Below are 13,810 nucleotides of genomic sequence, written 5' to 3' on the forward strand. Positions count from 1 at the left end.
TCTCGGATGAGCGTCGTCGTATCGACACGCTGCTGAACATCGACGGCAAGGGCGAGCAGGTCGCCAGCCGCTAATCAAACTCTGTTAGACACCGTCGCGCCTAAAGCGTGAGGAGCGAATGTGAAAGGTCGCGATACGCTTAAGGCGGAGCGACCTCAAGCGCGCTTGGCTGCAGGGAAAATCTTGGCGCGGCGAATGACCACATGGCCGTGGTCTCCGGCTTCCACCGACGATTCCGGTGGCACGTCGAATTCGAGAAGATCCCCTTCTCTCGTCGTGGCGATCACGCGGCGTTCCCCTGCTCTATCCAGAACGCGGGTGACTTGCGCGGGAATCCCATCATGCAAATCCTCCCATTCCAGATCGGCAGGGCGGGCATAGATCTCGACTGGACCGTCCGCCTGACCATAGGCAAACTGAACCTCAGTGTTTCCGACATAGACCTTGCCGTTCTTCGCAATCCCGGAAACCTTGTTTGTGTCTCCCAGAAAGGTCATGACGAAGGCGCTGTTCGGCTGGCGGCAGACCTCTTTCGGCGTGCCCTGCTGGACGATCTCACCCTGGTTGAGAATGACGACGCGATCCGCAAGATCGAGCGCCTCTTCCTGGTCGTGGGTGACAAAGATCGTGGTGATGCCCAACTCGTCGTGGATTTCGCGAAGCCAGCGGCGCAGGTCCCGACGAACATTTGCGTCGAGCGCGCCGAAGGGCTCATCCAGCAATAGAACCTTCGGATCGACAGAAAGCGCACGTGCCAGGGCGACGCGTTGCCTTTGCCCACCGGAAATCTGCGCGGGGAACCTGTCGCCCAACCCCTCAAGCCTTACCAGCCGCAGCAATTCCTGAACGCGGGCGTCGATTTCGGCGCGGCTGCGCTTCACGCGCGATACTTTCAGGCCGAAAGCGATATTCTCGTTCAGCGTCATATGCGGGAAGAGCGCATAGTGCTGGAAGACGAAGCCAACACCTCGGTCGCGGACGGGGATGTTTGTTGCATCCGTCTCGCCGAAATAGATCTGGCCGCCATCTGTATATTCGAGCCCTGCAACCATACGCAGGATCGTCGTCTTGCCGGAGCCGGAAGGACCGAGAAGCGCCAGCAATTCGCCGCTTTCGATATCGAGCGAGACATCGCGCACGGCACGAAACGTGTCGAAGGTTTTAACGACATTCTGCAGGCGGATTTTCATGAAATCGTCTCCGTGGCGACGGCGTTTGCGGCGCTCAGCTTTTTACGTCCGCGACCTGCACCGCGCCGCTCCAATGCGACTTTGGCGATGATGGTGATAACGGCAAGCGCCGCGAGAATGGAGGCGGAGGCGAAAGCGCCAGCAGCCTGATAGTCGTGATAAAGAAGCTCGATATGCAGCGGCAGCGTGTTGGTCTGCCCGCGAATATTGCCCGAAACGATAGACACCGCGCCAAATTCGCCCATGACACGGGCGTTGCACAGAACGACGCCATAGAGGAGCGCCCATTTGATGTTGGGCAGCGTAACGGAAAAGAAAGTGCGCCAGCCGGAGGCCCCAAGCGAAGTTGCCGCTTCCTCCAAATCGCGTCCCTGCGCTTGCATCAGCGGAATGAGCTCTCGCGCGACAAATGGAGCCGTGACGAACATAGAGGCGATGACGATGCCCGGTAGAGCGAAGAGAATCTTGATTTCATAGGCATCCAGCAACGGCCCGAACAGACCCTGCAGGCCATAGACGAAGAGATAGGCGACGCCGGCAACGATGGGAGATATGGAGAAGGGAATTTCCACGATGACCAGCAGGAAACGCTTGCCCCAGAAGTCAAACTTGGTGATCGCCCAGGCAGCAGCGACACCGAAGAGCGTATTGATCGGCACCGCGATCAGTGCCGTGATCACCGTCAGCATGATGGCATGACGGGTATCGGGATGGTTGATGGTCGCGGCGTAGGCCTTCAGACCCTGAGAAAAAGCCTCGACAGCGATGACCGCCAGAGGCGCTACTACCAGGAAAGCCCCGATGATGAGAACGAAGCCGATCAGGCTTCGGCGCACCCATGGCGCATCGCCGACGCGCGGCGGCTTGCGGCGGGAGGAAATAGCGCTCATTCTCTAGCTCCTCACCGTATAGCGCAAAGCGCGCGCCTGCAGATAATTCGTGAGCGCCAGCATCACGAAAGCCGTGATCAACAGAACGGATGCGATCGCTGCAGCCGCCTGATAATCATATTCCTCCAGCCGGATGAAGATCAGCAGTGAGGTAATCTCGGTCGAGAAGGGCTGATTGCCGGCAATGAAGATGATGGCGCCGAATTCGCCAAGGCTGCGGGCAAAGGAGAGCGACAGGCCGGCAAGAAGCGCCGGCGTTAAAAGTGGCAGGATGACCTTGCGAAAAATCTCGAGATCCGATCCACCAAGCGACTGGGCGGCCTCTTCCAATGCAGGGTCCAGATCTTCCAGCACGGGCTGAACGGTGCGAACGATGAAGGGCAGACTGGTGAAAGCCATCGCCACGATGATGCCGAGCGGCGTATAGGCGACCTTTATTCCGACCTCTGCCAAAACGGAGCCAAACCAGCCGTTTCCGGCAAAAAGCGCTGTGAGCGCAATGCCGGCCACTGCCGTCGGTAGCGCGAAGGGCAAATCAACAATGGCATCGACCAGACGCCAGCCCGGAAAGCGATAGCGCGTCAGCACCCACGCCAGTGCGAGGCCGAAGATGACGTTGAAGACTGTTGCGGCCAGCGCGCAAAGAACGGTGACGCGGTAGCTGGCGAAGGCTCGCGGAGAGGATATGATGCTCCAATATTCCGCCGGTCCAAGGCTTGCCGCCTTGAAGACGAGTGCTGCCAGGGGAAGAACGACGATGATGCCGACGTAAAGCAGCGTGACGCCGAGAGACAATTTGAGCCCCGGCAGGACATTGCGTTTCAAATCTTCCCCCTTTGCATCGGCGAAGGTCCTGTTTCTCGGCACAAGATGGAGAGACACAAGATCAAAAATCGACCCGGCGAGTATCCCGCCGGGTCGATGTGGATTGGTGCCATAGAACGATTAGCGATTGCCGTAAAGCGCATCCAGTTTTCCGCCAGAGGCGAAATGGTCTTTCTGGATTTTGTCCCAGCCGCCAAAAACATCATTGACGTTGATGAGGCGAATGCTCGGGAACTGGTCCTTGAACTCGGCCGCAACCTTTTCATTGTGAACGCGGTGACCGAACTCAGCGGCGATGCGCTGGCCTTCTTCGGTATAAAGGAAGTCGAGGTAAGACTTTGCCAATTCGCGGGAGCCGCGCTTGTCCACAACCTTGTCGACGACCGCGACCGGGAATTCGGAAAGCAGGCTGACGGACGGCACAACGCCTTCGAACTTATCCGTGCCGTACTGCTTGGCAATGCCACGGGTCTCGGCCTCGAAGGTGATCAAGACGTCGCCGATCTCACGCTCGACAAAGGTGGTCGTCGCGGCGCGGCCTCCGGTATCGAAGACAGGAACGTTGGCAAAGACCTTCTTGATGAACTCGTCGACCTTGGCCTGGTCGCCATTGAACTTCTCATTGGCGAAAGCGACAGCGGCCAAATAGGTGTAGCGCGCATTGCCGGAGGTCTTCGGGTTCGGGAAGACGATCTTCACGTCATCACGAACGAGATCATCCCAGTCCTTGATATTCTTGGGATTGCCCTTGCGAACAAGAAACGACGGGAAGGAGTAGAAGGGCGACGCGTCGTTGGGGAAATCCTTCTGCCAGTCGGCGGAAACAAAACCCTGCTTCACGAGGAAATCGATATCCGTGACCTGGTTGAAGGTAACGACGTCTGCCGCCAGACCCTCAACGATCGCACGGGCCTGCTTCGAGGTGCCGGCATGCGATTGGTCGATCGTCACGCCCGGATGGGATTTGACGAAGGCTTCATTTTCAGCCGCGAAGAGCTCACGCGCCACATCATAGGATGCGTTGAGAAGCGTCTTAGGCTCCTCGGCGGAGACGGTGGTGGAAATCAAAGCAGCAAGTGCGGCGCCAATCAGCGCAATCCGTTTCATGTCAGCCCCCATAAATCTCATTGGAGGCGGAGAATAGAGAAGGAAGATAGCCTCGGCGAGGAACCGTGAACTTCAGGCTGATCCATCTTGAGAATGTTCAACTCCCCAGACTGATCTTTTTGCAGTAATTTTCCGGCAGACCTCCAAGCCGATACATGGTCAAAATACGAGCTGTCGGGGTCTTGGAGCAGTCGGTAGCGTTGCGGATCTCGCCTCGCGACGTGGATTCCCACAACGCTTCATAAACACCCGAAATAGCGCCAATCCAGTTGCAAATCCGTGGTTCATGCCGGCCTTTGAGCCCCGCTTTATTGCATCGCCAAAATTTTTTCGCATGTCGTGCTTCCAAACCCGTTTTTGCGGAGTTTGGGTGTGGTGGCTCCATCACGCAACATTTATCAAAAGGAGGGAAGACAGGGCGCCTGAAAGCGTATTGAGTATATGAGAAAACAAAAAAACGCTGCCTATTGCGACGCAGCAAATTGACTTGACCGTCTGCAGAATCGTGGCATCTACTACAGCATCAACCCAAAAATCGGAATCGCTTTTCGGAAACGCAAGATGCGTAGATTTAAAGATATAGAGCGTCCTTAGTGCGTCTGAAAAGACGCACGGCGCTCTAGAGAAGTAGAAGACCGCGGCTCATTCCTGTCCAGCGTTGCCGCCGGACCATGCAGACAGCCCGTTACGGGTTAAGGCGTTACTCCAGGAGATAGACATGCAGGTTTCAGAACAAGAGTGGATCAGCAAGCGGGCTTACACACTTTGGGAGAGCGAAGGCCGCCCGCACGGCCGTGATGCCGAGCACTGGGAGCAGGCGAAGAAAGAATTCACTTTGCTGCAGAGCACGAAGGCGACCAAGCCTGCTCATCGCAAGAAGGGCGAAGTCAAAGCCGCTTCCATCGCTCCCGAAACAACCAAACCCAAGACACGCGCCAAGAAATCTGCAGCCCAGTAAGCACTTCAGAACAGCTAAGCACTTCAGGACAGCTAAGCGCTTTAGAAACTCCAGCCTGCATGAAAAAGCCCCGCTCACACAGAACGGGGCTTTATCGTATCAACTGAGAAGATGCTGCGCAAAATTGCGCAGCGTTTGCTCGCGTGTGTCGCTTCAGAACGTCAAGGCGCGATCGCCGTTTTCGTCCTTGATGCGGGTCGGCAAACCAATCTTGTTCAAGAGATTGAGGAACGGCTGCGGCGGAAGTTCTTCGACATTCGCCATCTGCTTCACATCCCACTCGCCAGTGGCAATCAGCATCGCTGCGGCAACCGGCGGAACGCCGGCCGTGTAGGAGATGCCCTGCGAGCCGACTTCTTCGTAGGCTTCCTTGTGGTCAGCCACGTTGTAGATGAAGACTTCGCGCTCCTTGCCGTCCTTCGTACCCTTGACGATATCGCCAATGCAGGTCTTGCCCACATAGTCGGGCGCCAGAGAAGACGGATCGGGCAGCACGGCCTTGACCACCTTGAGCGGAACCACTTCCAGACCTTCAGCGGTCTTGACCGGCTTTTCGGACAGGAGGCCAAGGTTCTTCAACACGGTGAAGACGTTGATGTAATGGTCGCCAAAGCCCATCCAGAAACGCACATCCGCGCCATCCATGTTCTTGGAGAGCGAGTGCACTTCATCGTGGCCCGTCATATAGGCCTTCTGCTTGCCAACCACCGGCAGGTCGAATTCCTGTCCGACTTCGAACATCTGGTTCGTCTGCCACTGGCCGTTCTGCCAGGAATAGACCACGCCGGTGAATTCGCGGAAATTGATTTCCGGATCGAAGTTGGTGGAGAACCAACGGCCATGACTACCGGCATTGATATCGACGATATCGACGGACGTGACCTTATCGAAATACTCATCCTTGGCCAGACGCGCATAAGCATTGACCACACCCGGATCGAAGCCGACGCCCAAAATGGCGGTCACGCCCTTTTCCTTGCATTCGGCGGCACGCTTCCATTCGTAGTTTCCATACCACGGCGGCGTTTCGCAAATCTTTGTTGGATCCTCGTGGATCGCGGTATCCATATAGGCAACACCTGCGTCCATGCAGGCCTGAAGAACGGACATGTTGACGAAGGCCGAACCGACGTTGATGACGATCTGGACGCCAGTCTTTTCTATCAAGGCCTTCGTGGCCTCGATATCCAAGGCGTCCAGCGCGTGGGCCTCAAGTTTCACCTCTGTCTTGAGGCTCTTCTTTTCACGTACGGATTCGACAATCTTGCGGCACTTATCGACAGTGCGTGACGCAATATGAATGTCTCCCAATACATCGCTATTCTGGGCGCACTTATGCGCCACGACCTGTGCTACGCCACCGGCGCCGATGATGAGAACGTTCTTCTTCATTTCAGGTGATGCCTCCTTTTCCCCGCAGGGATGGCTTTTTGAGAAAGAGTGCTACACGCGTTTTTCAAAAACGCGCTGTTACGACAGACTCTGCTGATAATCGACAAAGTCGAATTCACGGACGGTTCGAATGCTGCCGTCCAGCTCCTTGATGGCAATCGCCGGCATTTTGACGCCGTTGAACCAGTTCTTCTTGACCATTGTATAGCCGGCCGCATCCTGGAAAGAGACGCGATCGCCGACCTTGAGTTCGTTTTCGAACTTGAATTCGCCGAAGACATCGCCTGCGAGGCAGGATTTGCCGCACACCATATAGGAGTGCTCGCCCTCGTTGGGCGCAACCTTCGCGTTCTCGCGATAGATCAAGAGATCCAGCATATGGGCTTCAATCGAGCTATCGACAATGGCAAGATTCTTGCCATTGAACAGCGTGTCGAGAACCGAGACTTCCAGCGTCGTGCTCTTGGTGATCGATGCTTCGCCCGGCTCAAGATAGACCTGCACGCCGTACTTTTCAGAAAACTGCTTGAGGCGGTCGCAGAACTGGTCGAGAGGATAGTTCTCGCCGGTGAAGTGAATGCCGCCGCCAAGGCTGACCCACTCCGCACGCGACAGAAGCGAACCGAATTTTTCCTCGATCTGGCCAAGCATCTGGTCGAAGAGGCCGAAATCATTGTTCTCGCAATTGTTGTGGATCATGAAACCGGAGATGCGGTCCATGATCTTCTCCACCTTGGACACATCCCATTCGCCGAGACGGCTGAAGGGGCGCGCAGGGTCAGCCAGATCGAAGGTGGAAGAACTCACCTGCGGATTGAGGCGAAGGCCACGAACGATGCCGGACGCCTTGTCGGCGAAGCGTTCCAGCTGCCCGATGGAGTTGAAGATGATCTTGTCGGCATGGGAGACGACTTCGTCGATCTCGTAATCGGCATAAGCGACGGAATAGGCGTGCGTCTCGCCACCAAATTTCTCGTGCCCAAGCCGCACCTCATAGAGCGAGGACGAGGTGGTGCCGTCCATAAACTCAGCCATAAAGTCGAAGACCGACCACGTCGCAAAGCACTTGAGCGCGAGAAGAGCCTTCGCGCCGGATTTTTCGCGCACATAGGCAATCTTCTCCATGTTGCGGAGAAGCTTGGTCTTGTCGATCAGGTAGTAAGGTGTTTGCAGCATCGGCCAGTCACATCGTCCAATTGATAGAGATCATGAGATCATTTTCCCGGCCTTATATGATGCTTGTGACAGGAAAACAAACCTGTCGAAAACAATTGCAACGAATCCCTGACGGGTTTTCGCAAAAGGGCGGGAACAAAAGCGCGGGCCCTACGTTTGGAGGTCAGGCGCATTTTGACACCCTAGAAAAGGATTGAACATGGCAAGCGTTCGCAACGTGGAAGACAAGGTACGCGAAACCCTCAACAGCGCTGAGGCCGAGGATGTCTCCGCACAGCTGTCGCAGCTGCGTGATGATCTTTCCAACCTCGCAAAGAGCGTCAAGGCACTTGGCGTTGGCGTTTCCCACGAGGTCAAGGCACAGGCGTCGCGCGTTGCCGATGATGCCATGGCGAAGTCTGAGCAGACCGTTCATGCGGTTCGCGACGAAATCCAGACGCTGAATGATAATCTGGTCTACCAGGTTCAGCGCAATCCACTTCAGTCTCTCGGCATCGCTGTCGCAACCGGCTTCCTTCTTGCCCTTGTCACGCGTCGATAAGGCGCAAACATGCTTCAAGCATTTTTGCTCTATCTGGGCGATACACAGCGAGAAGGCACCTTCGTCACGCGCCGGATAAAGACCGGCATTGTGCTGAGGGTGCTTGCCGGCTTTTTTTTCTTGGTTGCCGTGATCGCCGGCGGCATCGGCGGCTCGATCTATCTTGCTAAGGAAATCGGTGCTGGCCCGGCCGCGTTGGTCATCGCCGGCGTCGCATTCCTGCTTGGCGTGATCATGCTGGTCTGGCTGGCAATTCTTCGTCGTCCTACGGCGTACCGCCGTGCACCAATCGCGTCTCCGCTTTCAACAGCGCCATTGGCTGTTGAGGCCATGGCGGCGGGCGCTCTTGGAAAACGTCCGTTCACGACGCTGTTGATTGCGATGGCGCTTGGCTTCATCACAACACGCACGACAATTCGCAAGAAGTAAAACTCTTATGCGCGTCCCTCTGTTTTCAAGGGGCGCGCATTTACCTTGCCGTCTTTTCCAAAAAAATTCCCCCTACACTTCTTCCGACAAAATGATACGCAGTCTCCAACAGTCTCTTTTTGAAAGGATGTTGGATGCGCAAGAAAGTTCTCGTTGTCGGCGGGGCCGGATATATTGGATCGCACACCTGCCTGTTGCTTGCAGAACGCGGCTACGAACCTGTCGTTTTCGACAATCTCTCCAATGGTCATGAAGAGTTTGTTCGCTGGGGACCGTTCGAGCAAGGGGACATTCGCGACAAGGCGCGGCTGGACGAGGTCTTCACCAAGCATCAGCCCGAGGCGGTTCTTCACTTCGCAGCCCTCATCGAGGTGGGTGAATCGGTCAAGAACCCGGTCGCCTTCTACGATAACAACGTCATTGGCGCCCTGACCCTCCTGTCCGCTACGATGGACGCCGGCGTAAAAGCCTTCGTCTTCTCATCCACATGCGCGACCTATGGTCTGCCCGAACGCGTACCGCTGGACGAAGGCCACCCCCAGGCTCCGATCAATCCCTACGGCAGAACCAAATGGATCGTGGAGCAGGCGCTCAAGGATTTCAGCACCTACAAGGATTTGAAGTCCGTGATGCTGCGCTATTTCAACGCGGCCGGTGCTGATTTCGAAGGCCGTATCGGAGAGTGGCATAAGCCCGAAACGCATGCCATTCCGCTCGCGATCGAGGCGGCTCTCGGCCGCCGCCAGGGCTTCAAGGTGTTTGGCACCGACTATGACACCCGCGACGGCACCTGTGTGCGCGACTATATCCACATCCTAGATCTTGCCGATGCGCATGTCCGGGCGGTGGACTATCTCTTATCTGGCGGGGAGACCGTAGAACTCAACCTCGGAACCGGGACTGGAACGACGGTAAAGGAGTTGCTCGACGCGATTTCGAAAGTCTCAGGCCGCCCGTTCCCCGTGGAATTCGCCGAACGGCGCGAAGGCGACTCCACCACGCTTGTGGCCAATAACGACAAGGCCCGGGAGGTCCTGGGTTGGCAGCCGCGCTATACGCTGGAAGACATCATCTCCTCCGCATGGCGTTGGCATTCGACCCACAATGCGGAGCGTTGAGAGAGACCCGTTCAGCACAAAAAAACACCGGCCCCAATGAGGCCGGTGTTCTGAGAAAGAGCATCATGCTCCCTCTCGCTCCTCTCCCGTAACGGGATTAGGGCTTGGTCGCACCCGTCTGCGTGGTGTCCGTTGCCGCTGGTGCCGTGGTGCTTGCGTTCGCGTTCTTGTCCTTGAGGGTCATGAACTCGGGCGCTGCCTTCAGCGATTCAGCAGTTTCGGTCGTCGTCAGACGGACCGTGCCATTGTTGGTGTCACGTGTCATCGTGAGCTTGTCCATCGGTACGGCAACATCCTTGGTGCCGATTCCGAGGAATCCGCCGACGCCGACCACAGCAGCGACAATGCCGCCGTTTTCTTCAAGGATGAGGTTCGTCACGTTACCGATGCTCTCGTCGGCAGAGGTGTAAACCGAGTTGCCGATGAAATCATTGGCGCTGATCTGGTTGGCTGCCTGCTCCGTCAGATAGGAGCCGGATGCTGCACCAGCATTCGCCGTGGTGTCAGTCGCGCCAGGGGTTGTCGGCATGACTGGAGTTGCCGGCGCGGCGTTCGGGCTCGCGGGAGCAGTCGTGCCTGGCGCAGGCTGAGTTGCGTCTTGGGCGATGGCGAGCGGTGCGAACGCTGTTGAACCCATGAGGGCGGCCGTCGCGATAAGGGTCAATGTCTTTTTCATCTCGTACCTTCCTTTCATCGTCGTTAAACCAAACTGGCTGGTGACAGTTCATCTGTCCTTTTTCGTCAACCTGTTCGCCGAGCAAACGAAACGACGGCAAAATTGGTTCCGGGTTTTTCACCCTCATCAACAAAGGGTGAAAGGAGAAAAAAGCCTAGAGATATCGCTCCCTGCCGCAAGGAACAGCATTGTGCCGCCAAATTAGACAGCTATTATCTGTGCGTCATTCAGCATAAAAGATGACACTTATGGACGTATAAGGGCACGACAATTTCCAGGTTTAGAGCATTCTTCGCCAGACTGTCTCCCACAGCATCGATTGGCACCTACATCGTCATCATGACGACGCTGGTGACCCTTCCGCTGATTATTTTTGCCGGTTATCTGATGTTGCGGCTTGAAGCGGATGAACGGGAAGATTTGCAGCGTGAAGCCGTCGACGATGCCCGCGCCATCAGCCGCAACATCGAGCGACGTCTTCAGGAACTGAGCACCACGCTTAATCTCCTCGTGCAGTTTCCGGAACTGGAAGACGGTGATCTCGCCAGTTTCCATCAGCGCGTCAGTGAAAGCCTGCGCCAGCGAAACATCTACGTGGTGGTCGCCACGCGCGACGGCGTTCAGAGGGTCAATACGCGCATTCCCTACGGGCAGCCTCTAGGCCAGGTTCCTGCGGATGCCCATATTCAGGAGGCGATCGATGCCAAGCGGATCATGCTTTCGAACATCTTCTATGCTACCAACCGGAAGGAATGGGTGTTCACCGTCACCCTTCCCCTGCCCCGTCAGCTCGCAGCCGCTGGCGACGTGTTGATCGTTACGCAAGCCGCGAGAGATCTCTCAAGCCTGATCTCCACGGATGCGATCCCCGCTGGATGGTCGGCATCGGTGATCGACAGCGGCGGGCGCGTGGTGATTTCAAGCAATATGGAACAGGCAGCGCCCGGTATCGCCTATGAGCCGGCAAAACTTGCGGCCGGCATGTCGGCTTTCAGCGGCAGCTTCACCGATGCTCATAATAACATCTATGCCTATGCCCAACTTCCCGGCTGGCCCTGGAAAGCGGTCGTGGCGGGCGCGATAGACCGTAGCGACTCGGCCTTGCGCAGCACCTGGCGGCAGATGTTGATCGGCAGCCTTTTCATCGTCCTGGCCGCAGTCCTCGGCACCTACCTTGTCGGCCGGCAATTGCGGCAGTCCGTCAAACAACTCGTCGCCGTGGCTGAACGCATCGGCGAAGGCGAAATCGTCTCGCGCGTCGAAACCAATGTCAAGGAACTCAACCAGGTCGGAGTGGCACTCTCCAACGCGTCTTTCGATCGCAGCCAGGCGGAGGACCGTAACCAGCTGATTTTGCATGAACTGGTTCACCGGTCCAAGAACATGTTGACCCTGGTGCAGGCGATGATGCGCCAATTGGCGCGGGAAAACACGACCGTTCCTGAGCTGCAGAAGGAAGTTGATCACAGACTCCGAGGTCTCGCCATGTCGATCTCGGCACTGGCCGAGGTCCAGTGGGAAGGCCTGCCGATCCACCGTCTGGTGAAAGGCCATCTTGAGGTGTTTGGCTCGACAGCCCATCAGGTCGATATCTCGGGTGAGGATTTCCTTCTATCGCCCGAAGCTGCGCAAAATCTCGGCCTCATCCTTCATGAACTGAGCACAAACTCGATCAAGTACGGCGCGCTTTCGGTCAGGGAAGGACGCGTGCGGCTTCATTGGGCCCTTAATTCTACCGATAACGATAGCGTGACGATGGAGTGGACCGAGACAGGTGGCCCGCCGGCCAGCCAGCCTTCACGTAGGGGATTTGGCTCTACGATCATCAAGCGACATGCGGAAAGCGCATTTTCTGCTGTCGTTTCAACGGATTATGCCCAAACCGGGTTTACTTGGTCTATGACCGCGCCCGTGGAGCGGCTGCTCAAAAGAAATTCTGGCCCAGAGACTGCGTAAAATATCGTTGGGCCTCTGGAACCAAGAATGGGTGCGTACGTTTCTTCAGCACGCCAGGCCAATTCCCCGTCCCCGCCTAGAGGCCCGGCGCAGCAGGTTTTGCCCCTGAAAACCTGCCCCTGAATAGCACGGCTCTCCCCCGAGCCGTGCTTTTCTGTTTTTGGGCCATTGATCGACAGTCCTCACTCTCCAAGTCGTGCCGAGACGCGGGAATTTCCACCATCGATACATTAAGCTCCAACTCACCACCTGAGATAGCCTGCTGGTCGAAGACGCGCTGAGATGACCGCGTGTCCTGTAAAGCATGGCGCGATGTCCAGATTCGCTCCACGCCCTAGGTCGCGTAGCGCATGTCGCTGTCACAAACCGCCGGACACTTTTACGTGGATCATGCTTTAGGACGTGCTGAGCGGCGCACGAGTTCTTTCGACACGCATATGGGCTGAAAAAATCGATCCCGATTTCGAGCCTATGCCATAGCGCTTTGCGTGAAGGTTTTCACGCAAAGGACGTCTTTCGCGTCAGGACGCGATCGGAGCCGGGAAGCGCAGCGTATATCCGATGTCACTGGCCGAAATGTCGTACCGCGCCTCCCCTGCAAGGGCTGCTGGCACCACCTTTTCGAGGACAACGCTACCAAAGTTGCTTCGTCGGTCGCTCTCTTGCGATGCGGGCATATCATCCGGAGAGAGCGGTTCGCTCCAACTCACTTCAAAGAAATCCCCGTCGCGCCGGCATTCCAGCGTGATGGGCAAGTGAAGCGCCAGGTTGGGGCTGTGGCTGACGGTATTCACCACCAGTTCGTGAAAGGCCAGCCCCACATAGAGCGCGCCATTCGGATTGAGCAGGAGGTTTTCACCCTTCATCTGAACCAGGTGAGGATATTCTGGAAGGTAGAGATCCGATTGCTGTTTCAACAATTCGAAAATCTCCGCTCCGCGCCAGTCGGAATCGGTGATCAGATCTTGAGATTGTGCCAGCGCATGCAGCCGCCCACGGAATTTCCGCAGGAAATCTTCCTTGGTAAAACTGAACCGTGCCGTCTGTGCCGAAAGGCTCTGGATGATTGCCAGAAGATTTTTCGAACGATGACTGACCTCGCGCAGCAGCGAGCGAAGCAACTGTTCACGGCGGCGCTCGACGGTGACCTCGCGGATCGTCGTCTTCAACACTCCCTGGCCAGACATGTTGACCGTGGAATAGACATGGAACTGAAATATCCTGTCCTTGCCAGCCATCACCTCAAGCGTGCCGCGGCTGCCCGCAGCGCTCAGGTCCTTCTTCAACTCCGACAGACGCTGAGCAAGGTCCTTGCCGAAGATGTTGATGTCCGTAGGCTCGTCTTCCCGCTCCGTCGGGAGGTTCCAAACATCCGGCAGATTGGCAATGAATATGTAATCCCGGTCACGATCCTGCAGCATGACAGTTTCGCCGGAGTCGAGCAAAGCCAACACCAGCGAATCATGCAATTCACCTTCGTTTCGGTCTCTGTTGTGCCACGCGAGCCGATGCAATTTCATCTCCTAGCGGAAAACGACGTCGAGCCGCGAAG

14 protein-coding genes (1 of these 14 cut by a window edge) are annotated in these 13,810 nt (G+C 56.6%); 6 read left to right on the forward strand and 8 right to left on the reverse strand.

The genetic code is table 11. The annotated features are described in order from the left end of the window. Nucleotides 1–74: the 3' end of a M23 family metallopeptidase gene (locus AC07U5_RS15245; protein WP_112520722.1), read on the forward strand. The gene continues 1,867 nt to the left of window position 1, outside the view; only the last 74 of its 1,941 coding nucleotides appear in the window; its start codon lies beyond the left edge, outside the window; its stop codon occupies nucleotides 72–74. A gap of 81 nt (nucleotides 75–155) precedes the next feature. On the opposite strand, the gene AC07U5_RS15250 is transcribed toward AC07U5_RS15245, so the two are convergent. From AC07U5_RS15250 to cysP, 4 genes are all read right to left on the reverse strand, one after another. Continuing rightward, nucleotides 156–1,190, reverse strand: coding sequence for a sulfate/molybdate ABC transporter ATP-binding protein (locus AC07U5_RS15250; RefSeq protein WP_494723515.1), 1,035 nt, complete (start codon nucleotides 1,188–1,190; stop codon nucleotides 156–158). Beyond that, on the reverse strand, nucleotides 1,187–2,080 hold the full coding sequence (gene cysW / locus AC07U5_RS15255) for a sulfate ABC transporter permease subunit CysW (RefSeq protein WP_494723516.1): 894 nt from the start codon (nucleotides 2,078–2,080) through the stop codon (nucleotides 1,187–1,189). The genes AC07U5_RS15250 and cysW overlap by 4 nt, the downstream gene beginning before the upstream one ends. 3 nt (nucleotides 2,081–2,083) lie before the next feature. Further along, on the reverse strand, nucleotides 2,084–2,905 hold the full coding sequence (gene cysT / locus AC07U5_RS15260; protein ID WP_062439094.1) for a sulfate ABC transporter permease subunit CysT: 822 nt from the start codon (nucleotides 2,903–2,905) through the stop codon (nucleotides 2,084–2,086). Between the two features lie 120 nt (nucleotides 2,906–3,025). After that, nucleotides 3,026–4,012 (reverse strand): thiosulfate ABC transporter substrate-binding protein CysP, encoded by a 987-nt coding sequence (gene cysP, locus AC07U5_RS15265; RefSeq protein ID WP_494723517.1) that lies wholly within the window; start codon nucleotides 4,010–4,012, stop codon nucleotides 3,026–3,028. 718 nt (nucleotides 4,013–4,730) lie between these two features. Here cysP and AC07U5_RS15270 point away from each other — a divergent pair. Next, on the forward strand, nucleotides 4,731–4,970 hold the full coding sequence (locus AC07U5_RS15270) for a DUF2934 domain-containing protein (protein WP_062597628.1): 240 nt from the start codon (nucleotides 4,731–4,733) through the stop codon (nucleotides 4,968–4,970). A gap of 153 nt (nucleotides 4,971–5,123) precedes the next feature. Here the strand turns inward: AC07U5_RS15270 and AC07U5_RS15275 are convergent, their stop codons facing one another. Both AC07U5_RS15275 and nspC read right to left on the reverse strand, forming a co-directional pair. Next, nucleotides 5,124–6,362, reverse strand: a complete 1,239-nt coding sequence (locus AC07U5_RS15275; protein WP_144622913.1) for a saccharopine dehydrogenase family protein — start codon at nucleotides 6,360–6,362, stop codon at nucleotides 5,124–5,126. A gap of 78 nt (nucleotides 6,363–6,440) precedes the next feature. Next, nucleotides 6,441–7,538, reverse strand: coding sequence for a carboxynorspermidine decarboxylase (gene nspC / locus AC07U5_RS15280; protein WP_494723518.1), 1,098 nt, complete (start codon nucleotides 7,536–7,538; stop codon nucleotides 6,441–6,443). Nucleotides 7,539–7,737: 199 nt separating this feature from the next. On the opposite strand from nspC, the gene AC07U5_RS15285 reads away from it, so the two are divergent. From AC07U5_RS15285 to galE, 3 genes are all read left to right on the forward strand, one after another. Continuing rightward, nucleotides 7,738–8,079 carry an ElaB/YgaM/YqjD family protein gene (locus tag AC07U5_RS15285; RefSeq protein ID WP_112360601.1) on the forward strand — a complete coding sequence of 114 codons (342 nt, stop codon included), beginning with the start codon at nucleotides 7,738–7,740 and terminating at the stop codon, nucleotides 8,077–8,079. Between the two features lie 9 nt (nucleotides 8,080–8,088). Beyond that, a complete protein-coding gene (locus AC07U5_RS15290; protein ID WP_113327985.1) occupies nucleotides 8,089–8,508 on the forward strand; it encodes a hypothetical protein in 420 nt (139 codons plus the stop codon). 134 nt (nucleotides 8,509–8,642) lie between these two features. Next, nucleotides 8,643–9,626, forward strand: coding sequence for a UDP-glucose 4-epimerase GalE (gene galE / locus AC07U5_RS15295; protein WP_112520729.1), 984 nt, complete (start codon nucleotides 8,643–8,645; stop codon nucleotides 9,624–9,626). A 97-nt stretch (nucleotides 9,627–9,723) separates the two neighbouring features. On the opposite strand, the gene AC07U5_RS15300 is transcribed toward galE, so the two are convergent. Next, nucleotides 9,724–10,302: a PRC-barrel domain-containing protein gene (locus tag AC07U5_RS15300; protein ID WP_062439111.1), complete on the reverse strand. Its 579-nt coding sequence runs from the start codon at nucleotides 10,300–10,302 to the stop codon at nucleotides 9,724–9,726. Nucleotides 10,303–10,641: 339 nt separating this feature from the next. Here AC07U5_RS15300 and AC07U5_RS15305 point away from each other — a divergent pair, with 339 nt between their 5' ends. Continuing rightward, nucleotides 10,642–12,258 (forward strand): sensor histidine kinase, encoded by a 1,617-nt coding sequence (locus tag AC07U5_RS15305; protein WP_494723519.1) that lies wholly within the window; start codon nucleotides 10,642–10,644, stop codon nucleotides 12,256–12,258. Nucleotides 12,259–12,779: 521 nt separating this feature from the next. Here AC07U5_RS15305 and AC07U5_RS15310 read toward each other — a convergent pair. Then, nucleotides 12,780–13,778, reverse strand: a complete 999-nt coding sequence (locus AC07U5_RS15310; protein ID WP_144622910.1) for an HWE histidine kinase domain-containing protein — start codon at nucleotides 13,776–13,778, stop codon at nucleotides 12,780–12,782. Between the last annotated feature and the right edge of the window lie 32 nt (nucleotides 13,779–13,810).

It is taken from the genome of Agrobacterium sp. GW821-FHT02D03, assembly GCF_059421725.1.